The organism is Clostridium aestuarii (assembly GCF_026735135.1).
Lineage (GTDB): Bacteria > Bacillota > Clostridia > Clostridiales > Clostridiaceae > Clostridium_H > Clostridium_H aestuarii.
In genome coordinates, this window is the sequence record NZ_JAPQER010000001.1 from 38,883 (window position 1) to 64,301 (window position 25,419).

General features: G+C 29.8%; 25 protein-coding genes and 1 other annotated feature (1 of these 26 cut by a window edge). Of the genes, 6 read left to right on the forward strand and 19 right to left on the reverse strand.

Annotation, left to right across the window (positions count from 1 at the left end):
- Positions 1 to 223: a binding site (T-box leader), on the reverse strand; it reaches 7 nt to the left of the window's first position.
- Positions 224 to 282: 59 nt separating this feature from the next.
- Positions 283 to 1,179, reverse strand: coding sequence for a putative sporulation protein YtxC (gene ytxC, locus OW763_RS00170; protein WP_268039029.1), 897 nt, complete (start codon positions 1,177 to 1,179; stop codon positions 283 to 285).
- A gap of 154 nt (positions 1,180 to 1,333) precedes the next feature.
- Between ytxC and OW763_RS00175 the strand changes: the two genes are divergently transcribed.
- On the forward strand, positions 1,334 to 2,041 hold the full coding sequence (locus OW763_RS00175) for a DUF6873 family GME fold protein (RefSeq protein ID WP_268039030.1): 708 nt from the start codon (positions 1,334 to 1,336) through the stop codon (positions 2,039 to 2,041).
- A 124-nt stretch (positions 2,042 to 2,165) separates the two neighbouring features.
- Here the strand turns inward: OW763_RS00175 and OW763_RS00180 are convergent, their stop codons facing one another.
- The 8 genes from OW763_RS00180 to OW763_RS00215 form a co-directional block, all read right to left on the reverse strand.
- Positions 2,166 to 3,146, reverse strand: a complete 981-nt coding sequence (locus OW763_RS00180) for an ABC transporter ATP-binding protein (RefSeq protein WP_268039032.1) — start codon at positions 3,144 to 3,146, stop codon at positions 2,166 to 2,168.
- A complete protein-coding gene (locus OW763_RS00185) occupies positions 3,139 to 4,167 on the reverse strand; it encodes an ABC transporter ATP-binding protein (RefSeq protein WP_268039033.1) in 1,029 nt (342 codons plus the stop codon). The genes OW763_RS00180 and OW763_RS00185 overlap by 8 nt, the downstream gene beginning before the upstream one ends.
- Positions 4,168 to 4,181: 14 nt before the next feature.
- Positions 4,182 to 5,099, reverse strand: a complete 918-nt coding sequence (locus OW763_RS00190) for an ABC transporter permease (RefSeq protein ID WP_268039034.1) — start codon at positions 5,097 to 5,099, stop codon at positions 4,182 to 4,184.
- Between the two features lie 17 nt (positions 5,100 to 5,116).
- Positions 5,117 to 6,067 carry an ABC transporter permease gene (locus OW763_RS00195; protein WP_268039035.1) on the reverse strand — a complete coding sequence of 317 codons (951 nt, stop codon included), beginning with the start codon at positions 6,065 to 6,067 and terminating at the stop codon, positions 5,117 to 5,119.
- A gap of 185 nt (positions 6,068 to 6,252) precedes the next feature.
- Positions 6,253 to 7,899, reverse strand: a complete 1,647-nt coding sequence (locus OW763_RS00200) for a peptide ABC transporter substrate-binding protein (RefSeq protein ID WP_268039036.1) — start codon at positions 7,897 to 7,899, stop codon at positions 6,253 to 6,255.
- 361 nt (positions 7,900 to 8,260) lie between these two features.
- Positions 8,261 to 9,139, reverse strand: coding sequence for an Hsp33 family molecular chaperone HslO (gene hslO, locus OW763_RS00205; RefSeq protein WP_268039038.1), 879 nt, complete (start codon positions 9,137 to 9,139; stop codon positions 8,261 to 8,263).
- Positions 9,140 to 9,155: 16 nt separating this feature from the next.
- Entirely contained in the window at positions 9,156 to 9,893 is a 738-nt protein-coding gene (locus OW763_RS00210; protein WP_268039039.1) for a class I SAM-dependent DNA methyltransferase, read from the reverse strand.
- Positions 9,894 to 10,010: 117 nt separating this feature from the next.
- Positions 10,011 to 10,283, reverse strand: coding sequence for an alpha/beta-type small acid-soluble spore protein (locus OW763_RS00215; RefSeq protein ID WP_268039040.1), 273 nt, complete (start codon positions 10,281 to 10,283; stop codon positions 10,011 to 10,013).
- Positions 10,284 to 10,563: 280 nt separating this feature from the next.
- Here OW763_RS00215 and OW763_RS00220 point away from each other — a divergent pair, with 280 nt between their 5' ends.
- Genes OW763_RS00220 through dapB form a run of 3 tightly spaced genes read left to right on the forward strand, consistent with a single transcriptional unit; the run spans position 10,564 to position 13,223 of the window.
- A complete protein-coding gene (locus tag OW763_RS00220) occupies positions 10,564 to 11,559 on the forward strand; it encodes an aspartate-semialdehyde dehydrogenase (protein WP_268039042.1) in 996 nt (331 codons plus the stop codon).
- A gap of 17 nt (positions 11,560 to 11,576) precedes the next feature.
- Positions 11,577 to 12,464: a 4-hydroxy-tetrahydrodipicolinate synthase gene (gene dapA / locus OW763_RS00225; RefSeq protein WP_268039043.1), complete on the forward strand. Its 888-nt coding sequence runs from the start codon at positions 11,577 to 11,579 to the stop codon at positions 12,462 to 12,464.
- A 6-nt stretch (positions 12,465 to 12,470) separates the two neighbouring features.
- Entirely contained in the window at positions 12,471 to 13,223 is a 753-nt protein-coding gene (gene dapB, locus OW763_RS00230; RefSeq protein ID WP_268039044.1) for a 4-hydroxy-tetrahydrodipicolinate reductase, read from the forward strand.
- A 38-nt stretch (positions 13,224 to 13,261) separates the two neighbouring features.
- Here dapB and OW763_RS00235 read toward each other — a convergent pair whose 3' ends face one another.
- The 6 genes from OW763_RS00235 to OW763_RS00260 all read right to left on the reverse strand — a co-directional run bounded on the left by OW763_RS00235 (position 13,262) and on the right by OW763_RS00260 (position 20,612).
- Positions 13,262 to 14,911: a peptide ABC transporter substrate-binding protein gene (locus tag OW763_RS00235; RefSeq protein ID WP_268039045.1), complete on the reverse strand. Its 1,650-nt coding sequence runs from the start codon at positions 14,909 to 14,911 to the stop codon at positions 13,262 to 13,264.
- Positions 14,912 to 15,006: 95 nt separating this feature from the next.
- Positions 15,007 to 15,984, reverse strand: a complete 978-nt coding sequence (locus OW763_RS00240) for an ABC transporter ATP-binding protein (RefSeq protein ID WP_268039046.1) — start codon at positions 15,982 to 15,984, stop codon at positions 15,007 to 15,009.
- Positions 15,984 to 16,982, reverse strand: coding sequence for an ABC transporter ATP-binding protein (locus OW763_RS00245; protein ID WP_272507202.1), 999 nt, complete (start codon positions 16,980 to 16,982; stop codon positions 15,984 to 15,986). The genes OW763_RS00240 and OW763_RS00245 overlap by 1 nt, the downstream gene beginning before the upstream one ends.
- A 14-nt stretch (positions 16,983 to 16,996) precedes the next feature.
- Entirely contained in the window at positions 16,997 to 17,893 is an 897-nt protein-coding gene (locus tag OW763_RS00250; RefSeq protein WP_268039795.1) for an ABC transporter permease, read from the reverse strand.
- Positions 17,894 to 17,969: 76 nt separating this feature from the next.
- Positions 17,970 to 18,890, reverse strand: a complete 921-nt coding sequence (locus OW763_RS00255) for an ABC transporter permease (protein ID WP_268039047.1) — start codon at positions 18,888 to 18,890, stop codon at positions 17,970 to 17,972.
- Between the two features lie 537 nt (positions 18,891 to 19,427).
- Entirely contained in the window at positions 19,428 to 20,612 is a 1,185-nt protein-coding gene (locus OW763_RS00260; RefSeq protein ID WP_272507204.1) for a pyridoxal phosphate-dependent aminotransferase, read from the reverse strand.
- A 203-nt stretch (positions 20,613 to 20,815) separates the two neighbouring features.
- Between OW763_RS00260 and dapD the strand changes: the two genes are divergently transcribed.
- A complete protein-coding gene (gene dapD, locus OW763_RS00265; protein ID WP_268039048.1) occupies positions 20,816 to 21,526 on the forward strand; it encodes a 2,3,4,5-tetrahydropyridine-2,6-dicarboxylate N-acetyltransferase in 711 nt (236 codons plus the stop codon).
- 82 nt (positions 21,527 to 21,608) lie between these two features.
- On the opposite strand, the gene OW763_RS00270 is transcribed toward dapD, so the two are convergent.
- The 3 genes from OW763_RS00270 to pdaB all read right to left on the reverse strand — a co-directional run bounded on the left by OW763_RS00270 (position 21,609) and on the right by pdaB (position 23,843).
- Positions 21,609 to 22,298, reverse strand: coding sequence for a single-stranded DNA-binding protein (locus OW763_RS00270; RefSeq protein WP_268039050.1), 690 nt, complete (start codon positions 22,296 to 22,298; stop codon positions 21,609 to 21,611).
- A gap of 105 nt (positions 22,299 to 22,403) precedes the next feature.
- Positions 22,404 to 22,895, reverse strand: coding sequence for a hypothetical protein (locus OW763_RS00275; protein ID WP_268039051.1), 492 nt, complete (start codon positions 22,893 to 22,895; stop codon positions 22,404 to 22,406).
- Between the two features lie 180 nt (positions 22,896 to 23,075).
- Positions 23,076 to 23,843, reverse strand: a complete 768-nt coding sequence (gene pdaB, locus OW763_RS00280; protein ID WP_268039052.1) for a polysaccharide deacetylase family sporulation protein PdaB — start codon at positions 23,841 to 23,843, stop codon at positions 23,076 to 23,078.
- 167 nt (positions 23,844 to 24,010) lie between these two features.
- On the opposite strand from pdaB, the gene OW763_RS00285 reads away from it, so the two are divergent.
- The gene (locus tag OW763_RS00285; protein WP_268039053.1) at positions 24,011 to 24,529 is read left to right on the forward strand and encodes a DUF4364 family protein; all 519 of its coding nucleotides are present in this window, start codon (positions 24,011 to 24,013) and stop codon (positions 24,527 to 24,529) included.
- On the opposite strand, the gene OW763_RS00290 is transcribed toward OW763_RS00285, so the two are convergent.
- Complete coding sequence (locus OW763_RS00290) at positions 24,530 to 25,414, reverse strand: YncE family protein (protein WP_268039054.1); 885 nt, start codon at positions 25,412 to 25,414, stop codon at positions 24,530 to 24,532.
- Between the last annotated feature and the right edge of the window lie 5 nt (positions 25,415 to 25,419).

Sequence of the window (25,419 nt, forward strand, 5' to 3'; positions counted from 1 at the left end):
ACGAGTTTTATCGCGGTTCCACCCAAATTAACAACAAGATAAAACACATACTCTCATCGTTCTCTCAGTAGCTTTAACGTAGCTAACGGAAAATATCTACTTAAAATTCAATACTCAACTCAAAGGTGGTTTTCAATGGCTCTTGCACAGGAAACTTTTCAGCTAAGATGTTTCCCTCTCTTTGAACAGAAATCTATTTACTCTTCCTTTTCACAGTTTTTAAAATATTCTTTTTATAAATTATATTCTTTATATCATTTCCTGTCAATACTTTTTTTTACATTAAATTTTTACAGTAGTTTTTATTTTTTTACACATTTTACAATCATCACAAAAGCTAACTTTATCTTCAAATACTTTTTTTATAGTATTAATAATTTCTTTATTTATACAATTGTTCCTACAATGAATTATGATTTTTTGTGGACAATAAGTTATAAGTCCACTGATTATTAAATCCTCAATACTTACTGCTCCATTATATTTAGCATCAGATAAATCACTCAGTATCTCTTTCATTATATCATTACCGTCTTTATCTTGTATCAAATATCTGCTATCCTGTTGAATTATTATATTAATTTCTTCTATTTTACTTTCTTGGACATCAACAAAATATTTCAATAACTTTATAAACTCATCATACTCTTTCTCAATCATATATTTTTCTACAACTTTACTAACAATCCCCTCTAAATCAGCTGTTAGTTCTTTCATTCTAAAGGTAATAAATCCTTCTATATTTATTTCATTATTTTCCTCAATACATTTTTTTATTTTGTTAATAATATTGTTTTTTTTATTTATGTAATAAATCATGTCATCATCAAATTCAACTTCTTCATTTCTAAGTATTTTTAAACTTTTAGCTACAATATCACTCATTTCTTCATACTTCAGGAAAAAATAAGTATCATTTAAAAATTTTTGAATTTCATCATAACAAAATTCATTTATAACGACCTTATATAAAATACTTGCTATATACAAATTAAATTTATTTATAATTTTATTATCTATTTCATCATCACAAAATATTTTAATGAAGTGAATTTTTTCATTTATACTTTCTGAAATTCCAATAAACACATTTTTTTCTTCAAAATGTCTCTTTACTTCGTTTAATTCATTAACTATATCTTCTTTTTCATCTTCATATACAACAGTTAGTAGTATCACGCACTTTTCACTCCTTCTTGAAAATAGTATGTGTTTAAAATAAATGTATATACCATGTATTATTAAAATTTATAGTTCCTATATTTTTTCAAAGCATATCATTTATGATATATTTTTATCATGTCATAACTATATTACAGAAAGGTTGATTCAGTTGAAAAAAATAATTTTGGATTATAGAACTTCGGATGAAGAAAAAGAAAATTTACTAATGTTAGGATATAATATTTTATTATGTCCACCTTCTGAACAATTATATAATGCAGTATGTGGTCATCCCGATATGCTCATACATATTCTTAACAAAGAAAATGTAGTTGTTCACAGAGACATGCCTAAAGAATTTACAACTAATTTATCTAAACTTAATATTAATATAATGTACTCTAATTCATCTTTAACCACCTCATATCCTTCAAATATAATTTTAAATGCTGTTAATACTGATAACTATTTTATTCATTATTTAAAGTACACAGATAAAACTCTTTTAAACCTTGTTGAAAAGAACAAAAAGTTAATAAATGTAAAACAAGGGTATACTAAATGTTCTACTGCAGTAATAACTTCTTCTGCAATTATTACAAGCGATAAAGGAATAGCTAAATCTCTTTTCAAAGAAAACATAGATGTTCTTCTTTTACCACCTGGTGATATTGAACTTCCAGGATTAAATTATGGATTTATAGGTGGATGCTGTGGTCTAATAGAGGATAACGTCTTGGCTTTCTTTGGTCATTTAGATTATTATGATTATAAAGACAAAGTTTTAAAATTTCTTAAAAAACATAAAGTCGAGCCCATATTTTTAAGAAAAGGGAAACTTATTGATAGAGGAAGCATACTGACATTAGGAATATAGTTCATCATTCCACTGAATTTAGTCGTGCTAGTGCACTAAATTTAGCCACTTTATTGAACCCCAGTTGCTTAATTTAGTTTTTTAAAAAAGAGATAAAGTTTTCAAAACTTTATCTCTTACTATTCTATTCCACTTCACACAAATGACAAGCAACAAAGTGACCTTTTTTCACTTCTCTAAGCTCAGGTCTTTGTTGATTACAAATGGATTTAGCATATTTACATCTTGCTACAAATTTACATCCTGGTTTTGGATTTATTGGACTAGGCACTTCGCCTTCCAACATAATTCTACTTTTACGCTTCTCTATATCCGGATCTGGTACAGGGATAGCCGAAAGCAGCGCTTTAGTATATGGATGAAGTGGATTATCATATAGTTCTCCACTTGCTGCAAGTTCAACCATATTTCCTAGATACATAACCCCAACTCTATCAGATATATGTTTAACCATTGAAAGATCATGAGCAATAAATAAGTATGTTAAACCTAGTTTTTCCTGTAAATCAATAAGTAAATTTACAACTTGCGCTTGAATAGATACATCTAGTGCTGATATAGGCTCATCACACACAATAAATTCCGGTTCCACTGCTAATGCTCTAGCTATACCTATTCTTTGTCTTTGACCTCCTGAAAATTCATGTGGAAATCTAGAAGCATGTTCTTTGTTAAGTCCAACTAGTTCTAATAACTTATAAATTTTTTCTGTTCTTTCCTTACCAGTATATAATCCATGAATATCCATACCTTCTGATACTATATCACCTACAGTCATTCTTGGATTTAGTGAAGCATAAGGATCTTGAAATATTATTTGAGCTTTTTTAGTAAACTCTTTTTTGTCTTTACCTTTTAGTTTATGTATATCTGTTCCTTCAAATAAAACTTCACCGTCAGTTGCAGAATACAACCCTAAGACAGTCCTGCCACAAGTAGTTTTTCCGCACCCAGATTCTCCTACTAATCCAAGGGTTTCTCCTTTTTTTATACTAAAACTAACATCATCAACTGCTTTTAGCAATGCGTTTTTTCCTACTTTAAAATGTTTTTTTAGATTTTTCACTTCAATCAAAATTTCATTATTTAAGTTATCTTTATTCATTAGAAGAAACACCTCCTATTCCTTTTGGAACTTCGACCTTTGGTGCTAAAGGATGCTGAAGCCAACATCTAACTTTATGATTATCTGTTATGTCTGTCAATTCTGGCATCTTTTCCTTACAAATTTCCATACAATAATCGCATCTTGAAGCAAAAGGACATCCTACAGGAGGCTTTATCAAGTCAGGTGGTGTTCCTTTAAGCGAATATAATGTATCTTTATTTTTTGTTTCTAGTTTTGGAACAGATTGCAACAGCGCCCATGTATATGGATGCTTCGGTTGATAGAATATTTCATCAGTAGTTCCTCTTTCTATAATTTGCCCTGCATACATAACCTGTATCTTATGAGCTATACTAGCAACTACACCTAAATCATGAGTAATCATTATAACAGCTGTACCTAATTTTTTCTGCAAATCATTTATTAAATCCAAAATCTGAGCTTGAATTGTAACATCTAAAGCTGTTGTAGGTTCATCTGCTATAAGTATTTTAGGATTACAAGCAAGCGCTATAGCTATCATTACTCTTTGTCTCATACCTCCTGAAAATTCATGAGGATATTGATCAACTCTCTTTTCAGCATTAGGTATATTAACTAATTTTAAAATTTCCACAGCTTCTTTAAGTGCCTCTTTTTTATCCATTCCTCTATGTATCATCAGACTTTCAGCTATTTGATTTCCTGCTTTCATAGTAGGGTTAAGAGAAGTCATTGGATCTTGGAAAATCATACTGATTTCCCCACCTCTTATACCTCTCATTTCTTTGTCAGACATTTTTACAATGTCTTTTCCCTGAAATAATATTTGTGAACCTTCTTTTATTTCACCTGGCGGCATTTTTATAAGCCTCATAATACTTTTTGATGTAACAGTCTTTCCACATCCTGATTCTCCAACTATAGCTAAAGTTTCTCCCTTATCTAAATCAAAACTTACTCCTCTAACTGATTGCACTTCACCAGCATAAGTATGGAAAGAAACTCTTAAATTCTTTACTTCTAACATTTTTGTCATTTTGCATACCTCCTTTACTGACGAAGCTTTGGATCAAGAGCATCTCTTAGTCCATCCCCTAGTAAATTAAACGCCAACATAGTTATACATATTGCTATCCCTGGGAATATTAATTCATGAGGATAAAAATCCATTACAGCCTGTCCAAATGAACACATTGCACCCCAGCTTGTTTTTGGAGGTTGTATACCAAGACCTATAAAACTCAAAAACGCTTCAGAAAATATAAACGCTGGAATGTCAAAAGTCATGTATACTATAATTATACCTATAGTATTTGGTATTAAATGTCTTAATATTATTCTACTAGAACTAGCACCTAACGCTTGTGCTGCTAAAACATATTCAGACTGTTTAAGCTGCATAACTTGTCCTCTTACCATACGTGCCATTCCCGTCCATCCTGTTAAACATAACGCTAGTAGCAAAGAGGCCATTCCTTGTCCAAGTACTACTGACATTACTATTACAACTATCATATAAGGAATACTTATTAGCACTTCAACTATTCTCATCATAACATCATCTACTCTGCCGCCAAAATATCCACTAACACCACCATATACACATCCAACAATAACCTCTATCAATGTTCCTACAATTCCTATTGCAATGGATACTCTACCACCAATCCAAAGTCTTGAGAACAAATCTCTTCCTAGATTATCTGTACCAAACCAAAATTCTAAATTAGGTTTTAAATTTGCTATATCCACATTTTGTTCAGTATATGGATGTTTGGTAATATATGGTCCTATAATGCACATTACTATAAGTGCAACTAACAGCCACATTGAAAACATAGCTATCTTATTTTGCTTTAACCTTCGCCAAGCATCCTGCCAATATGTCATATTAGGTCTGACAATTGCCTCAGAATCTTGGTTATTACAACCTATTATCTGAAATTTGTCCTTATTTAGCTCTACCATGCTTTTATTATACCCTCCTATCTCTTTTCACCTGTTAATCTTATTCTTGGATCCACTACTGAATACATTATGTCAACTATTAACAATGATATAATATACAAACTAGAATAAAATACAGTAAGTCCCATAATAATATTATAATCATTTGTAACTATGGCATCTATCATAGAGTTACCAAGCCCTGGTATAGAAAATATTCTTTCTATAACTAGCGATCCCACTAAGATAGCTGCAATTTGAGGTCCAAGAATTGTTATTATAGGTATAATCGCATTTCTTATAACATGTTTCCAAGCAATTGCTATTTTGGAAACTCCTTTAGCTTCAGCTGTTAAAATATAATCCTGCCCTATAACATCTAGCACAGACGTTCTCATATATCTTGCATATGTAGCTATACTACTAAAACATAGCGCAATAGTAGGTAAAATTGTATATCTAATTCCTGATAAAAATTCTCCTTTATTGTACCATCCCGCAATAGGTAAATCTAATTTACCTCCAAGTCCTTTTTGAAGTAATGCCGCAAGAACAAAACTAGGTATTGATACTCCTAGAATAGCTAATATCATTACCACATAATCAACATTGGTATTTCTTCTAAACGCAGCTATTATTCCTAAAATCACTCCTATAACAAGTCCAATTAAAATGGCTTGCATCCCTAACCTTGCTGAATTAGGAAATTTATCCTTTATTATATCTCCAACAGAAAACCCTGGAGTTACAAAAGAATCCCCCAAATCACCTTTAACTAAATTTTTTAAATACACTACATATCTTTGAGAAATAGGCTTATCCAAATTATACTTTGATTTTATAATTTCTCTCATTTCAGGTGGTAATTTAGCTGCCTGTGTTGATATAGGATCTCCCGGCATACTATTCATCAAGAAAAAAGTAGCCGTAACAACCACCCATAATGTTAATATCATATATACGATTCTTTTTAGAATATATTTTACCATAATGTTCCTCCTTTCCATACATATAATACTGCAACAGAGAATACTCTGTTGCAGTATTATTCACAATATTAAATTCATTTTCTTACAATTTTAATATGTATATTATCTGAATATGTTAAATTAATAAACAAATACTACAACAGGACAAACCTGTTGTAGTTATGGTTTCTCTTTATTTATATTTTCTATTTTGCTTCAGTTGAAGTCCATTTAAATTCATACATTGGACCAAATGAAGGGAATTGCAATTCTTTAATATTATTTTGTGAAGCATATCTCTTATCTTTGTAGAATACAGGTGCAATACCAGCATCTTCAACTATAAGAACTTTTTCAGCTTGTTTAAATAATTCCATTCTCTTAGCATTATCTGTTTCATTATTTATTTTTTCTACAATAGCTTCATATTTTGGACCATTGTATTTACCATAGTTATTTCCATTATCCTTTTGGAATAAACCTATGAATGAAATTGGGTCATCAAAATCTGCTCCCCAACCTGACATAGCAATTTCAAAATTACCAGTTTGTAATTTATTTATAGAGTCAGAAAAACTAGCTGCTGAATCAAGCTTAATATTTACTCCTAATTTAGATTGCCATTGATTTTGGAAGAACTCTGCACTTTGTCTATTAAAAGCATCGTTATTCTGTGGCAAATATCTTATAGTATATTTAGATGGATCAGATTCTAATCCAAGTTCTTTTAATCCTTCTTTAAATAAAGCTTTTAAATTCCTATTTTCTGCTAAAACTGGAGTTAATGGTTCTTTAACATTATCTCTAAATTTTGTATTTGCATCACCACATGATAAGCCTGTTGGCACTAATCCAGTAGCAACAAATCCTCTTTTATAAATCTTATTTACATATGCTTCTCTATCTATCGCTAATGAAAGTGCTAATCTTATTTTTGCATTAGTAAGTAACTTATTTTTTCCTGTTTGATTCATTTCCATATAGAAAGCACTTGGCATTACTTCTTCTAGATATTTACATTTTTGTGCTTGTCCATCATCTTTAAGTTTTTGTGCATATTCACCAGTTGCAGGTATTGCATCTAACTCTTTGCTACTAAACATTTGATACTTAGTAGATAACTCTTTTGTAACAACTAAGTTAACTGAATCAAGTTTAACATTATCTTTATCCCAATATTTGTCATTTTTCTTTAATATTGTTTTTGCACCTTTTTGCCATTCGCTTATTGCAAATGGTCCATTGAATACCATTTTACTAATATCAGTACCATATTTATCACCTTGTGTTTCAACAATATCTTTTCTTAATGGTGAAAGTACTGGGAATGCTGTCATTTGTAAGAAATAAGGCATTGGTTGTACAAGTGTAACTTGGAATGTCTTTTCATCTAAAGCCTTTATTCCTAAATCTTCTGTTTTTGCTTGTCCCTTATAATACTTAGAAGCATTTTTTACTCCCATTAGGAAAAATGCATATGTTGCCTTTGTATTTGGATTTAAAAGTCTTTTCCAAGCATATTCATAATCTTGAGCTGTTACAGGTTTTCCATCTGACCATGTATTATCTCTTAAAGTAAAAGTATAAACCTTTCCATCATCAGAAATTTTCCATTCCTTTGCCCCAGCTGGTTCTGGTTTGTCACTGTTTGATCTTGCTAATCCTTCAAAGCAGGCATTAATTGTGGTAAATGATGCCATATCAGAGCCTAATGAAGAATCTAATGTTTTTGTAACTGGTACATCTAAACTTATATTATTTCCTTTTACCTTTTTGCTTCCGCAACCAGCTAGTACTGTAGTCAATACTAATGCAGTTGCCAAAATTGAAGCTAGTATTTTTCTCCTTTTCACTTATATTCCCCCTTAATTATGTATTTTTAGTTTAAATTATTATTATTCAAATATTATTAAAATAATAAAGTATACGATTTCTAAGCTATTATGTATCATTAAGTATTTTTTTAATACACAATACTTTGCAAAAAAATAAAACTTTTGACTTTTTTGCATCCAATCACTGCATATTAATTCAAACTATGAAATTAATCGTTCATTGTTAATTCTTTAATTTTTCTACTTTTTTTTTACCATATTAGCATGTCCGTCAATTATTGTCAAATATTTTACTTATAAATACCAATTTTCGAAACCATAATTCTTCTAAAATTGCACTTATTTAACGCACTTTCGTCTGAAATTTGCAAGTTTAGCATCACTCATCTTTCAGCAACTCACCGATTTGTTCATTAGTAAATTCATAAGCTTTATTACAAAAATGACATTTTATCTCTTCTGTTTTTCCTTCTTTATAAATTTTTTCTAATTCCTTTTTACCTATACTAATAAGAGCTCTTTCTACTTTTTCTCTTGAACAATCACATTCATATCTAGGTTCTATCTGATCTAAAATCTTTAATTCCATGTCATCAAATAAAAACTTCACCATATCTTCAATATTTTTACCTGTAGATAAGTATTTAGTAATTGAACCCAAATCTTGCAGTCTATACATTATTAAGTCCGCAAGCATTTCATCTGCTCCTGGCATCATTTGTATTATAAGTCCACCCGCATGCTTAACACTTAAATCTGTATCTACTAGAACACCCAATCCTACTGCTGTTGGTATTTGTTCTGAAGTTGTAAAATAATATGCTAAGTCATCGCCTATTTCTCCTGTATATATGGGAACTTGACCAACATATGGTTCTCTAAGACCCATATCTCTTATCACCAACAGACTTCCTTCTTTTCCAATAGCTCCACCTACATCTAGTTTTCCTAATTTATTTAATGGTAAATCTACTGATGGATTTCCTATATACCCTTTGACATGTGCATCAGCATAGGAAGTAACTGTAATTCCATTCACTGGACCTCCACCTGATATTTTTAATGTAACAACATCTTTTTCAGATTTCAGCATAGCACCCATCAAACTTCCTGCTGTAAGCATTCTCCCAAAAGCCGCTGCTGCTGTAGCTGCACAATTATGTATTTTAACACCTTTATTTACCAAATCAGTAGTATCTGCTGCCAATATTCTTACCTGACCATCTTTTGCTATTGCTCTTATTAATTTATCGCTCATTTTATCTCCCCCTAACTTATTTTTTTAATACATATACTATTCTTTCAGTATTACTACTGATTTTTTTTGTTTGATAGTTATCCATTTTCTTTAAAATACTGAATCCTATCTTTGCTAAAAGTTCATCTAAAAATTCAGTTCTATAAGCTCTTTCTACATGTTCTTCATCAAATCTTCTGTATAGACCTTCCTCTTTAACAAAAAAAGTAAGATACATATTAACAATTTCATTTTCCAATACATTTTCCCATATGTACACAGTTTCATCATCATCATAATTATAAATATTATTACCCAAAATTTGTGTCAACTTATAGTAAGAATTTATATCAAAAACAAACACTCCATCATTTTTTAAATGCTCATATACTCGTATAAAGTACTTATTTAAGTCTTCTTCATCCAATATGTAATTAGTTGAATCTAATACACAAGTTATTAAATCAAACTTATTATGTAGTTCTAAACCACTCATATCTTGACATATAAATTTAGCTTTTATATCTTTTTCTCTCAATTTTTGCTCAGCTTCAGTAAGCATTTCGCAAGACATATCAACAGCCCATGTATTTTGAAATTTTTGGGCCACCTCTCTCGTTATATTCCCAGTTCCACAAGCTAAATCTAAATAATCTTTTTTTTGAATGTTATACTCATCACATATTTTCAATACAGTCTCTGCATATTTCTTATAATCTATATCTCCATAAATCAACCTATCATAAATTTTAGCAAAATCCTTATAGCAACTCACACTTTCACCCCCTTTTTAATAATATATAATGTAAGAATATTATTTAGCAACATTCTACTTTTCTGCAACATTATATATTTTATAATAAAAAATCAACCGAAACAATAAGTTTATTATTTATTTTAATTTATCATCATTTCTATCAATACTTTGTATGATATCATTTTTAGGTATGTTAAGTTCTCGTTTTCTTTTAGTCATTACTCCTCCAATTCTTCCTGTTTCTTCAGCTGTTAATCCTCCCCATCCAAATTCATCAATCTTATCATTTAATCCTAATTCTTTCGCTATTTCATATTTCATTTTTTCTCTTAATCTCTCCAATTCACTTAATTCTTTATTAGCTTTTATCTTTGCTTTTATAACTTTTTTCAAAGGAGTTTTACCCATGCTTATCCTCTCCTCACAATTATATATGTAATAATCATATGTTACTCATATATGGTTATTTTTATTCTTCTAAATAGTTATTATTGTTTCCAATAATAATATAAGCAATACTAAAAAAAATGCATATTATAATTATAGATATATAAAAATTGTAAACCTCTTATATATTTTCAAAAAAAGTTTGTGTTTTCAACGCCATACGATATATAATTATATAGAATATATATTTGAAATTTGAATTGTAGAAATTAAAATAAATTAATTTTTAGGGGGCATTATTATGAAATATAATGTAGCTGTAGTAGGAGCTACTGGAATGGTAGGAAACAAATTTTTAGAAATACTGGAGGAAAGAAATTTCCCAATCAAAAATCTTTATTTGTTCGCATCTAAACGTTCTGCTGGAAAAAACCTTACCTTTAAAGGTAAAGATTTTATAGTAGAAGAACTAAAGGAAGAAAACATAAAAAATAAGGAAATTGATTTTGCTTTATTTTCTGCTGGCGGAAGTGTTAGTTTACAGTACGCTCCAATATTCTCTAATTACGGAATTACTGTTATTGATAACAGTAGCGCATGGAGAATGGATCCAAGTATTCCTCTAGTTGTACCAGAAGTTAATCCTGAAGATATCAATTGGAACAAAGGCATAATTGCCAATCCTAATTGTTCTACAATTCAAGCAGTAGTGGCTTTAAAACCTTTATACGAAAAATATGGAATCAAAAGAATTGTATATTCTACTTATCAAGCAGTTTCCGGTGCTGGAATGGGCGGCTTTTCTGATTTAAAAGAAGGATATAACGGCACAGCTCCAAATAAATTTCCTTATCCTATAGCTGGAAACATACTTCCTCACATAGATGTATTTACAGATAACGGATACACTAAAGAGGAAATAAAAATGATAAATGAAACACAAAAAATATTACACAATGACGATTTAAGAATAACCGCAACTACAGCAAGAGTTCCAGTATTTTATGGACACAGCGAAAGTATAAATGTAGAATTAGAAAAACCTTTTGATTTAAAAGATATTTTTGAATTATACAATGATGCGGAGAACATTATCTTGAAAGATGATATCGAAAATTTAGTATATCCTATGCCTATAGATTGTGAAGGACATGATCAAGTGTTTATAGGAAGAATACGACGCGATTTCAGTATAGAAAATGGATTGAATCTTTGGGTAGTAGCTGATAATATTAGAAAAGGAGCCGCTACTAACGCTGTTCAAATAGCAGAATATATAATTAATCAAAATAAGTAATTCGAGGAGGATTTATAATGAGTTTATTTACAGGGTCTGGAGTTGCTATTGTTACTCCTTTTAAAAACGACAAAGTTGATTTTAAAAAATTAGAAGAACTTTTAGAATGGCATGTTGAATCTGGTACAGACGCAATAATAATATGTGGAACTACAGGTGAAGCTTCTACTATGTCAGAATCTGAAAAAAAAGAAGTTATTAAATTTACTGTTGATGTTATAAATAAGAGAATTCCTGTAATTGCCGGAACAGGAAGTAATAATACCATAGCTGCAGTTAGTATGAGTAAATGGGCTGAAAGTATTGGAGTTGATGGACTTTTAGTAATAACTCCTTACTATAATAAAACAACTCAAAAAGGAATTGTTAAACATTTCGAAACAATAAATGATAGTGTTAATACTCCAATTATAGTATATAATGTTCCCGGAAGAACAGGTCTTAATATACAACCTTCAACGCTTTTAAAATTATGTACTCTAAAAAACATTGTAGCAATTAAAGAAGCTAGTGGTGATATTAGCCAAATAGCTAAAATGAAAGCACTATGCAAAAATGAAATTGATATATATTCAGGAAATGATGACCAAATCATTCCTATATTATCACTTGGAGGCATAGGTGTAATTTCTGTCGCAGCAAATCTATTTCCAAAAGATGTCCATGATATGTGCGAATTATACATGAACGGTAAGCATGCTGAAGCATTAGAACTACAACTAAGAATGCTACCTTTAATAAATAGTTTATTTATTGAAACTAATCCAATCCCAGTTAAAACAGCTATGAATTTATCCAAAATGGAAGTAGGAAATCTTAGACTTCCTTTATGTGAGATGGATGAAAATAATCTAAAAATATTAGCTGATGAATTGAAAAAGCATATTCAAATTAAGGGGGAATAGAATTAAATGGTGAAAATTTTGCTTAGTGGTTGCTGTGGTAGAATGGGAAAAGTTATCTCTGAGTGTATATCAAATTTCCCAAACTTAACTATTACAGCTGGTATTGATAAATATGTTGACTCTTCTTTAGAGTATCCTGTTTTTAAAAATATAGAGGAATGCACTTTAGACATAGACGTAATTCTTGATTTTTCGAATCCAGCTACCTTAAACTCTTTAACAAAATATGCTAAAATCAAAAATACACCTCTTGTTCTGTGTACTACTGGTTATTCTGAACAACAGCTTGAAGATATTAAAAACGCAAGCAACGAAATACCTATGTTTCGTTCAGCAAACATGTCAATTGGAATAAACGTTATAAATAATATATTAAAAAAAGTAAGTGCAATGCTTTATGATAATTATGATATAGAACTAGTTGAAAAACATCATAATCAAAAGTTAGATTCACCTAGTGGTACCGCCTTATTACTTGCAAATACAATAAAAGAATCTATTCCACACGAAACCGTGTTTAATAAAGGAAGAGACGGTATAGGCAAAAGACCTCATAACGAAATTGGTATTCACGCAATACGTGGAGGAAGTATAGTTGGAGAACATGAAGTAATTTTTGCTGGTCAAAGCGAAATTATTGAACTAAAACATACTGCTCTATCAAGAGAAGTTTTTGCAGTAGGTGCTCTTAAAGCATGTGAATTTATGTATGGTAAAACAGAAGGTATGTATTCCATGGATAATGTAATTAATGATTAAAAAAAGTGATTTGCCAGTTGGCAAATCACTTTTTCATTTTATTTTACAGCTTCAATATACGTATTATCAAAGAGTACAAATCCAAGTGGTGATTTTTGAAGTTCTTTTATGTTATTATTCAAACATATTACATCTGTATAGTAATAAATCGGAATTATAGGCATCTCTGACATCAAAATATTTTCTGCTTTTGTTAAATATTCCATTCTCTTAGCTGCATCTATTTCAGATTTAGCAGCCTTGATAAGCTTATCATATTCTGGATTGCTATATCCTGCATCATTATTTCCTCCACCTGTTACCCACATATCAAGGAACGTCATAGGATCAACATAATCTCCAACCCATCCATGTCTTGCTATTTCATAGTTTTTACTAGTTCTTGTTTTTTGGAATACTTTCCATTCTTGATTTTTAAGTTCAATATTAATTCCTAAATTCTTTCTCCACATATCCTGCACTGCTTGTGCTACGTTTTGATGCCCTTCATTTGTATTGTACATTATCGTTAATGTAGGGAAACCTTTACCATCTGGATATCCAGCCTCAGCTAAAAGTTTTTTAGCCTCTTCCACATCTCCTTCAGCCTTAAAGTAATCTTTTTCTTTAAAATCTTTACCATCCTCTTTTGGTATACCATTGGGTACATATGATGTAGCAGGCAATTGACCACCTTTAGTTACATTTTCAACAATTTGTGTTCTATTAATAGCTAACGCCAATGCCTTTCTTATTTTAGTATCCTTTAATACCTTTGCCTCAGGATTAACATTTTCTAAATTATCCGAAACATTTAAACAGTAAAAATATGTTCCTAGGTTTGGATAAATCTTAGCAATTCCATCCTCTAACAATTTAGGTATTTCTTGTGCAGGCGGTTGTTTAATATAGTCTAATTGACCAGCTTTAAATGCCGCCAAAGCACTTGTTTCATTTTCTATCATTTTGTATTCAATTTTTTCTAATTTGATGCTATCCTTATTCCAATACTGATCATTCTTAACAAAAGTTATTGTATCTTTAGGTTTCCATTCTTTCATTTTGAATGCTCCATTGGAAATATATGTTTCTGGTTTTCTTGCCCACCCTTGAGGGTCTTTAGACACCATATCTTCTCTTACAGGCGCATAAGTTGGGAAAGCTAAAAGAGGTAAGAAATATGCAGTTGGATTTTCAAGAGTTACCTCCAAAGTATAATCATCCTTTGCTTTTACTCCAACGTCATCAGCACTTGCATTTCCAGCATTATACTTTTCTCCATTCTTTAAGTAATACATTTGATACGCATATTCAGATGCAGTTTCTGGTTTCAATGCTCTTTTCCAAGCATATTCAAAATCTTGAGCTTTCACATCTTTTTCATCTGACCATTTAGCATCTTTTCTAAGATGAAAAGTATATGTAAGTCCATTTTCTGATATATCCCATTTTTCTGCAACACCTGGTATAGCCTTATCATTTTTATCCAACCTAGTTAAACCTTCAAAAGAATTTACAATTATTGTACCACCATTCACTCCAGTATTTAAAGCAGGATCTATAGTTTTAGGTTCAGAGTTTATGTTGAATTTTATAACTTGTTCACTCGTTGCCCCTTTTTCTTTACCTGCACATCCTGCAAATAACGATACACTTATAGCAAGTGTAAGAGCAATTGCTCCACCCCTTGCTAATTTTCTTTTTAACATTGCTTTTATGCCCCCTTCTTATTATTCTTCATATTTAGTTTTGCATTAAAGCACGTTAAATAAACATGTTAAATGGTGGTAATTTACACATTAATTCAAAGGAGATGGCATGCCGCACAATGACCTCCGCCTAAGTCTTTTAATTTTGGTTCTACCTCTGAACAAATAGGCTTAGCATATCTACATCTATTTTTAAACCTACATCCTGGAGGTGGATCTATCGGTGATGGAATATCGCCTTCCAATACTATTCTCTGTTTTTCATCAGCTTCATCTGGATCAGGTATAGGTATTGCAGATAACAACGCTTGAGTATATGGATGTAGCGGATTACTATACAACTCGTTACTTTCCCCAACTTCAACCATTTTACCTAAATACATAACCCCAATTCTATTAGATATATGCTTAACCATAGATAAATCATGAGCAATAAACAAATATGTCAATCCTAGCTCGTCTTGCAACTCTTCAAGCATATTTACTACTTGAGCTTGAATAGAAACATCTAATGCCGAAATAGGTTCATCACATATTATGAATTCAGGTTCTACCGCAAGAGCTCTTGCTATACCAACTCTCTGTCTTTGTCCACCTGAAAATTCATGTGGATATCTATTAGCATGTTCGCTACTTAATCCTACTCTATTCAATAAGTAACGAATTCTTTCTTCTCTTTCTTTTCCTTTCATTAGATCATGAATATCTATAGCTTCACCTATGATATCTCCAACCGTCATTCTAGAATTTAAAGAAGCATATGGATCTTGAAATATCATCTGCATCTTTCTTCTATATTCTTGCATTTGTTTAGGCGTATACTTAGCTATATCTGTACCATTATATATAATCTTACCCTCAGTAGGCTCATATAACTTTATAATAGTTCTACCTGTTGTGGTTTTTCCGCAACCCGATTCTCCAACAAGCCCTAAAGTTTCTCCTTTATTTATTGTAAAGGAAACATCATCTACAGCCTTTACATTTCCTACTATTTTATTAAAAAGCCCCTTTTTAACAGGAAAATATTTTTTTAAATTTTTAATTTCAACAAGTACTTTATTGTCACTCATTACTCAATGCTCCTTTCTACTTTTGGCGCATCAGGATGATTAAGCCAACATCTTGATTTATGCTCATCATGTAGTTCAAATAAAGGTGGCATTTTTTCCATACATATTTTCATTGCATGTTCACACCTTTCTGCAAAAGGACATCCTGTTGGCGGCTTTAATAAATCAGGTGGCTGACCAGCAATAGGTTTTAATTTTTCTTTTATAAGTGTATTAGGATTTGGTATACTTCTTAACAATCCCCATGTATATGGATGTCTTGAATTGTAAAATATGTCTCTAGTACTTCCTGTTTCTACTATAACCCCACCATACATTACATTAATTCTACTGCAAACATCAGCAACAACTCCTAAATCATGAGTTATCAATATAATTGAAGTATTTAGCTTATCCTTAAGCTCCTTCATAAGTTCTAATATTTGCGCTTGTATAGTAACATCTAACGCTGTAGTAGGTTCATCTGCTATTAATAGTTTAGGATCACAAGCTAATGCCATAGCTATCATCACTCTTTGTCTCATTCCACCTGAAAACTCATGTGGATACTGCTTCATTCTCGCCTCTGGATCAGGCATACCCACTAAATTTAACATTTCTATAGATTTTTTTCTAGCTTCTTCTTTAGAAACACCTTTATGCTTTCTTATAGGTTCCATTAACTGTTCTCCTACAGTTAAAACTGGATTTAACGAAGTCATAGGATCTTGGAATATCATTCCAATCTCATTCCCTCTAATCTTTTGCATTTCTTTTTCTGAAAGCTCTAACACTTTTTTATCTTCAAATATAATTTCGCCCTTTTTAGTTTCACCATTTTCAGATAGAAGTCTCATAAGAGACATCATTGTAATACTTTTTCCACTTCCTGATTCACCAACTATTCCAAGAGCTTCTCCTTTGTCCAAATTAAAAGATACCCCTCTAACAGCTTTAACTTCTCCAATATGTGTATAAAATGATGTATGAACATCTTTTAGTTCAAGTAATTTTTCCATTGTATTCCTCCTGACTATTTTCTCATCTTTGGATCAAGTGCATCTCTTAAACCATCACCTAATAGATTAAATGCAAGTATTGTTACACAAATTGCTCCTGCCGGGAAAAATAATTGATATGGATATAATTGATAACCCTGCATTGCTTCTGATACAAGTGTTCCCCAAGATGCTTGAGGTGCTGAAATTCCTAGTCCTATAAAACTTAAGAATGATTCTGTAAATATAGCACTTGGAACTGCCAGTGTTAAAGTTACTAATATAGGTCCCATACTGTTTGGTATCAGATGTCTTAATAAAATTCTTTTAGTTGAAGCTCCTAAAGTTTTAGCAGCAAGTACAAATTCTTGTTGTTTAAGCTGCATAACTTGACCTCTTACAATTCTAGCCATTCCTATCCAATAAGCTATTGCTAGTGCAATAATAACACTCTCCAGCCCCGCTCCTAATACAACCATGATAAGTATTACATATATCATCATTGGAATTGAATAAAGTACATCAACAATTCTCATCATTATGTTGTCTATTCTTCCACCAAAATATCCAGCAACTCCTCCATACAAAACACCTATTACCAAATTTAAAATACTAGCCGAGAACCCAACCATCAAAGATATTCTCGCACCGTAAAAAACCCTTACAAAAATATCTCTTCCAAACTGATCTGTACCAAACCAATGCTCACTGCTAGGAAGTTTATTTGCAACACTAAAATCTTGTGAAAAATAATCATACTTCGAAAGAATTGGTGCTAAAATAGCCATTGCTGTCATAATAACAACTACTACCAATCCAACTATAGCAACCTTATTTCCTTTTAATCTTCTCCATGCATCTTGCCAATACGTCATGCTAGGTCTAACCATCCTATTAAGTTGTTTATCAGATGATGAAACCTTTTCAAACATTTCACTATCTATTTTTATATAATCATTCGTTGTTTTCGCACATTTTTCTTTTCTTAACTCCATAAGTCGCCCTCCTTTAACCTTCAAGTTTTATTCTAGGATCAATAATTCCATATAAAACATCAACAATCAAATTACACGTTATCAAAAACGTACTATAAAAAACCGTAACTCCTAAAATAGTAGTATAATCTCTATTTGTAATACTTCTTACAAATTCTCCGCCTAATCCTGGTATACCAAATAATGATTCAACTACAAAACTTCCAGTAAGTATACCTGCAACCAAAGGTCCTATATATGTTATAACAGGTATTAGTGCATTTCTTAAACCATGTTTACATATAACAGTTAAACGAGAAAGTCCTTTTGCTTTTGCTGTTCTCATATAATCCTGTCTTATAACATCTAAGAAAGACGACCTTCCAAGTCTTGCTACAAAAGCCATAGAATAGCCACCAAGAGCTATAACTGGTAAAACATAATTTTCTGGTCCATCAAATCCTATTACAGGAAACCAGCCAAGCTTTAATGCAAAAACATAAATTAAAAACGTAGCAAGTACAAAACTAGGAACTGTAACCCCTAACGTTGCTATAATCATCGCAAGTGAATCCTGCCATTTACCTTGTTTTAACGCTGCTGAAACTCCCAAATATAGTCCAACAATTAACGCAAATATTACTGCAATTGTACCTAATTTAGCCGACGCTGGAAATGAATACCCAATTACTTCATTAACCGTTACACCTTCATACGACATTGAAGGTCCCAAATCTCCATGTGCTAAATTTTTTAAATACATCACATATTGTTCATGCAATGGTTTGTCCAATCCGAATTTTTGATTTAAATTAGCTTCAACCTGAGGAGGTAATTTTTTTTCACCATCAAAAGGCCCCCCTGGTATCTTATGCATCAAAACAAAAGTTAAAGTTATAACTACAAAAATCGTTATGATGCTAGAAATCACTCTTTTCATAATATAATTTAGCATTTATATATTCCCCCCTGTATGAAATGTTAATATTATCTATTCCCTTAAAATGTTATATTTTAAGTATAAATTTTAAATATAGTTATTTTGTCATTTGTTGTCATATTTTAATGTGTAAAATGATTTTTTAGCATTGTTTTTCTTCATTTTTCGACATTACATATGAATATTATCACATATATTTTTCACTGTCAAACTCATCTTTCCGCCATATAGCCCCATTGCAAATCCAACGCTTGCTTTTCATTTAGTATTTCATTAAACTTTTCTCAAAATTTTTTCATATATTTGTAAGTATAATTTCCTGTAACTATATTTTTTAGTATATATATCATTATAATTTTGTATATTATCCCTATATTTGTATAGTTCATGTCATTACTTGATTTAATCATATTTTACATTTCAAATATAAATTTTATTATAATCATACTCTTAAAAAGGCACTGAAAATATTATTAAAATATGTAATCTTTTTTTAAACATAAAAAGGATGTTTTGCCTTTCAACAAAACATCCTTAATAATAAATTTAATTTTATTTTTTTATACAGTTTTCTATTCTATTTAAAGCTTCTTTTAATTCTTCCATGCTGCAGCAGTAAGATATCCTTAGGTACCCTTCTCCCCCTTTACCAAAGGCAGAACCAGGAACTACAGCCACCTTAGCTTCATTCAATAGTTTTTCGCAAAATTCATCACTTGTCATATTAAACTTTTTTATACATGGGAATATATAAAAAGCTCCCTTAGGAAGATTAACTTCAAATCCCATTTCAATTAATCTTTTATACACATAGTCTCTTCTTTTTATGAATTCATTTTTCATATATTCAACATCACCCAAACAACTTCTAATACCCTCATACGCTCCCCACTGCACAATAGAAGGTGCACAAGATACATTGTATTGGTGAACCTTCATTATATTATTCATAAGCTTAGAATCAGCACATACATATCCTAATCTAAGCCCTGTCATGGAAAACATTTTAGAAAAACCACTAACTAAAACAATTTTTTCTTTAATATCTTTATATTGTGCTATAGAATAGTATTCTTTTTCAAAACAAAGAGAACTATATATTTCATCAGTAACAACTACAATATCTTTCTCTTTTATTAAAGAATAAATTTTTTCTTTATCATCTTTAGTTAAAATTGCCCCTGTTGGATTACAAGGATAAGATAAAACCATTATTTTAGGATTTTCTTTCATTATAATTTCATAAAGTTTCTCATGATTTATTGAAAAGTCATCATTTAATTTATAATTTAAAACTTCACCGCCTAAAATCTTCACACAGCTCTCATAAGCTGGGTATGCTGGTGTAGGTATTAAAACCTTATCGCCTTTGTTTATAAGCGCTGTAAAAGTGGATAAAAGCCCCTGACTCCCTCCTACAGTTAAACAAATTTCTTCTTCATTATAATTAATATTAAATTCATCTCTTAAATACTTAGATATTTCACATCTAAGCTCTATAATTCCTGCATTTGAAGTATATGTAGTTTTATTATCCATAATAGCATTTATCATAGCTTTTTTTATTTTATCTGGAACATTAAAATCAGGCTGCCCCAAAGTAAGAGAAACCGCTTCTGGAACTTTAACCACCTTATTATAAAATTTTCTTATACCAGATATTTCTATGTTTTGTACATTTTCAGAAACCATATTTTTCACATTCAACGCCCCATTTCCTTTATTCCTTTTTTTCATATTATTTTAAATCCTATATAATAAAATTGCAACCTATAAGAATATTACTTCGCACTTTTCTTACATTGCGTAAGGTTAAACTATTGATTTTTATATTAAAATATTATTACAAGGTATAGTTTTACATATTTTAACTTTCATTTGCAGACAATATTTATTATAATATAAATTAAATTCAACTTTATAAAAGGGAGGCTATAAATATGAATTACGATTTTACTGATCCTTATGAAATAGCAAGATACATAAAAGAAGCAGAGAAATCTACTCCATTAAAAGTATATGTTGATGGGGATTTAAACAATTGTGAGTTTAACAACATCAAATGTTTTGGTGAAAATAATTTTTATATCCTATTTGGAGAAAGTTCAAAAATATCAAATTTTTTAACAGAAAATAAAGATAAAATAAAAAAATTTGAAGTAGAACAGGATAGAAGAAATTCTGCTATTCCACTTTTGGACACAAAAAATATCGACGCTAGAATAGAACCTGGTGCAATAATAAGAGATAGAGTCTCAATAGGTAAAAATGCCGTTATTATGATGGGCGCAGTTATTAATATAGGCTGCGAAATCGGAGAAGGCACTATGGTTGATATGAATGCAGTATTAGGTGCTCGTGCTAAACTAGGTAACAACGTTCATCTAGGTGCTGGTGCAGTAGTTGCTGGAGTTTTAGAACCACCTAGCAAATCTCCATGTGAAGTAGGAGATAATGTCTTAATAGGTGCAAATGCCGTTATACTAGAAGGAGTAAAGATTGGAGACAATTCAGTAGTAGCTGCTGGCTCAGTAGTTATTGAAGATGTTCCTTCTAATGTGGTAATAGCTGGAAGTCCTGCAAAAATAATAAAAGACGTTGACTTAAAAACAAAAGACAAAACAAAATTAATGGAAGATTTAAGAAAATAAAACACAAAACAAACTCAATGGAAAACTTTTTAAAAAGTGTACTTAGTAATTACTAAGTACACTTTTATTTAATGCTTTTAATTTATTCTGATGCAATATCATTTTCTTTAACTTGTTCTGCAAATGGATCTTCAGCTTGTTGTGAAGGTGAATTTTCATCTTCAAATTCCAACTTAGAAATTGAAACTTCATATGCTGTTTTACTTATAACTTCATTTTCTCCTATTTTTTTCTGATATTTTCTACTCTGTAATCTACCCCAAACACAAATATTATCTCCAACATTTAATGTCTTGCAAAATCTAGAATTTCTTCCCCACGATATAGTAGGTATATAATCTGATTTATTGTATGGTCTATTTACAGCCAATAAAATATCAGCTATTTCTCTTCCAAATGGAGTAGTTCTATAGACTGGTTCTTTACATATATATCCATTTAAGAATATTTGATTTGGATTTTTACTTTTTTCAATACATGGATATACATCTCTTGCAAATACAGTAAGTATTAATCTGTTTCCTCCATCTATAAATTTATTGTAAGATCTAAGTTGTCCTTCAATTACCAACTCATCGCCAGCTTTTATATCTATTTCAGTTAGTAATCTTTCTGAAATAGTTATTGGTAAGACATCCTTTACATCGCTAAGTCTATTTACTCCTAGTTTAAATACATAAAACCCTTCTCCATACATTTCATGGCTAAATTCTAACCCTGATACACATATACCTTCTAAATAAATTTTGTTATTCAACATTAAATTGTCCATCTTAACCCCTCTCTCCCTTAGTTTGTTTTTTTTACTTATCTTACTGAAATATAAATATTCATAATTTTTTTAAAATATAACAAATATTTTAAAATTATTTATTAACTACTCTTTATTAAATATTTTTTTACTATCTACTTTCTCAATTAATGAAATAGTAATGGCAACCATATATGAATATAATTGTTCTTCAGTATCAAACGCCACTTCAATAGGTATTTCTTGAGGTTCAACAATATTTGAATTACTACAAACTAAAAATCTTTGAATACAATATACAAAACCTTCATTTTCATTCTCAACACTTGAAATTGTTATTGTATTTTTATTTCCAAATCCATAAGTTATTAGATTTCCATTTATACTAATTTTTTCTTGATATATCGAATCCATGTTTATAAAACAATATCTACAATTTATCTTAGAATTCAATGTGTTAATATGAGAATTTACAATAACATAATCTGCGTAGACATCTTTATGTATGATGTCATAACTAACATCTTCATATTCAATTCCTCTACTACTTATAAATTTTAATACAGCAGCTTTAAAAATCTTGTTTTGTTCTTTCCCCACAAATGCTATTTTTTTCATATTATCAACTCCACCTTAAAATATTTTAATAACACCTTAAGGTTAGTTTAAACATTATTATAAATTTTTATAATCAATATATAAAAAATTGAAGTTTAATAATAGTATACCATATATGGGTTTTTATGTGTTGTTGTTTCCATTATAATACATTTATGCGTTAAATTTCAATAGCTTTTTTTAATTTAGTACTTGTTTTCCTGTATGATCTATACGATAATTTTCTTTGTATATTAAATCAGAAATTGTAACAAACTCATAATCTTCTGATTTTAATTTTTTTATTAATCTAGGTAAATTTTCTGGAGTAAATTTTGCAGCATTATGAAACAATACTATTGAACCAGGTTTTATTTTTTTTACCACCCTATTATATTCTAATTCAGCACCTTGTTCTTTCCAATCTATACTATCCACATCCCACTGTATACAATAATGATTAGTAGACTCTACAGTTTCTATAGTTCTGTCATTATATGAGCCTGATGGAAACCTAAATAATTTTGTATCTATTCCTATTAACTGCATTAATTTAGCATCAGTAATAGCTATTTCTTTAATTATTTTTTCATTTGATACTGTATTCATATCAGGATGACTATTAGAATGGTTTCCTATCTCATTCCCTCTTTTATAAATTTCCTTTGTTTCTTCTGGAAATTCATCAATCCATCTTCCAACAAGAAAAAAAGTTGCTTTGATATCATATTTATCTAATATATCTAAAATTTTAATAGTATTATTTGCACCCCAACTAGCATCAAAAGAAATAGCAATCTTTTTTTCTTTACTATCCACACAATATATTGGTAATTTCTTTTTTTTAGCAAACACTCCTTTACTTGTATAATTAATGACTATAGCAGTAAATCCAAGTAAAACAACCATTGCAATAGCCAATAATATATTTTGTTGTTTAGAACGTTTTGATATTACTAGTATTTTCATAATTCCTCCTAAAATTTTTCTTATTCTATAAAATTTATATATATTTTTGGGTATAATTATTACAGAAAACTTTATCTAAAAAATATAAAAATCAAAAACACTAATTTATTTCAGCGCTTTTTATGTTATAATGATTTATATATTATACGTTAAAAGGAGTGAATAGAATGTTTAATACCGCCTCAGAATTAGCTGAAGATAAGCTTCTTTTGCTCTATTTATTGGACAAAATAAGACTTCCAATTTCAAATAATCAAATAACAGAAATTATATTAGAAAATAATTTCATAAATTACTTTACACTTCAACAATATTTATCAGAACTTGAAAATGCAAACTTTATAAATTATATAGAACAACAAGATAAACATAGAATAATCATATCTAATAGTGGGTTGAAGGTTTTATCATTATTTAAAAATAGAATATCTAAATCTAAAAAGAAGACAATAGATAACTATCTTGAAAATAATATGGACAATATAAAGGAGCAAATTACTATTTCAGCTGATTATACCATTGAGGGAAATAATTATATTGTTAATCTAAAAGCAATTGAAAATAATTCTATACTTATTGATTTAAAGCTAAATGTAGCTTCAAATAAGCAAGCAAAAGATTTATGTGCTAAATGGAAGAATAATTCTTCAGAATTATATAAAAAGTTATTCGAAGTACTTATATAATTAAATCATCGTCATTCCATTAGGCTCTCCGCCTATGGATATGGCTTTTTTATTATCACTTTGAATATTCGCTCTGATTAATAAATTATTATAATTATCACCTACATAAATATAATCATTTATTTTAATGATTCCTCTTGGCATTCCACCTAAATTTATTTTTTTTATTTCTTTATAGTTATTTATATCTACTATGCTAACAGTTCCTTCACCAAAATTTGAAACAAAACAACATTTTGAATCTATATACATATCTACTGGGTATTTACCAACTAAAATCTTATTTACAATCCTAAAATTTTTTAACGATAAAATTCCAATACTACCTCTTATATCAGCTCCTATATTGCTTTCACAAACCAAAATATGATTACTTCCGACAGAAAATAAAGCTTTTGTTGGATACGCTCCCACTCTTATGTTCTTAATATTTTTTTTATCTTCTAAATCTATTAAAGTTAAACTATCATTTTCAAAATTGGAAATTAACAATAACTTTTTTTGTTTATTAATTTCTATACTATGGGGTAATTCACCACATGGAATTTGTTCATCAATTTTATTTGTAATTAAGTTGAAAACCACAACATAATTTAATTCTCCACATATAACATAAGCTTTATCCTTATATACTACCGCATCATTACAATGCATTCCTATAAAATGCCTCTCTATCTCTTTCTTTTCTTTTACATCTATAACAGAAATAGTATTACTATAATTATTAGCGACTAATAGTTTATCTTTGTAAATACAAATACCATGAGGGCCTATTTTTTCTGCATTAGATACTTTTAATGAAATTTTAAATTCTTCTTTAAATTCCCTTATATTAACTACCGATATATTGTCAGAAGAAGTATTACACACATAAAGCCAATTCACCTTTT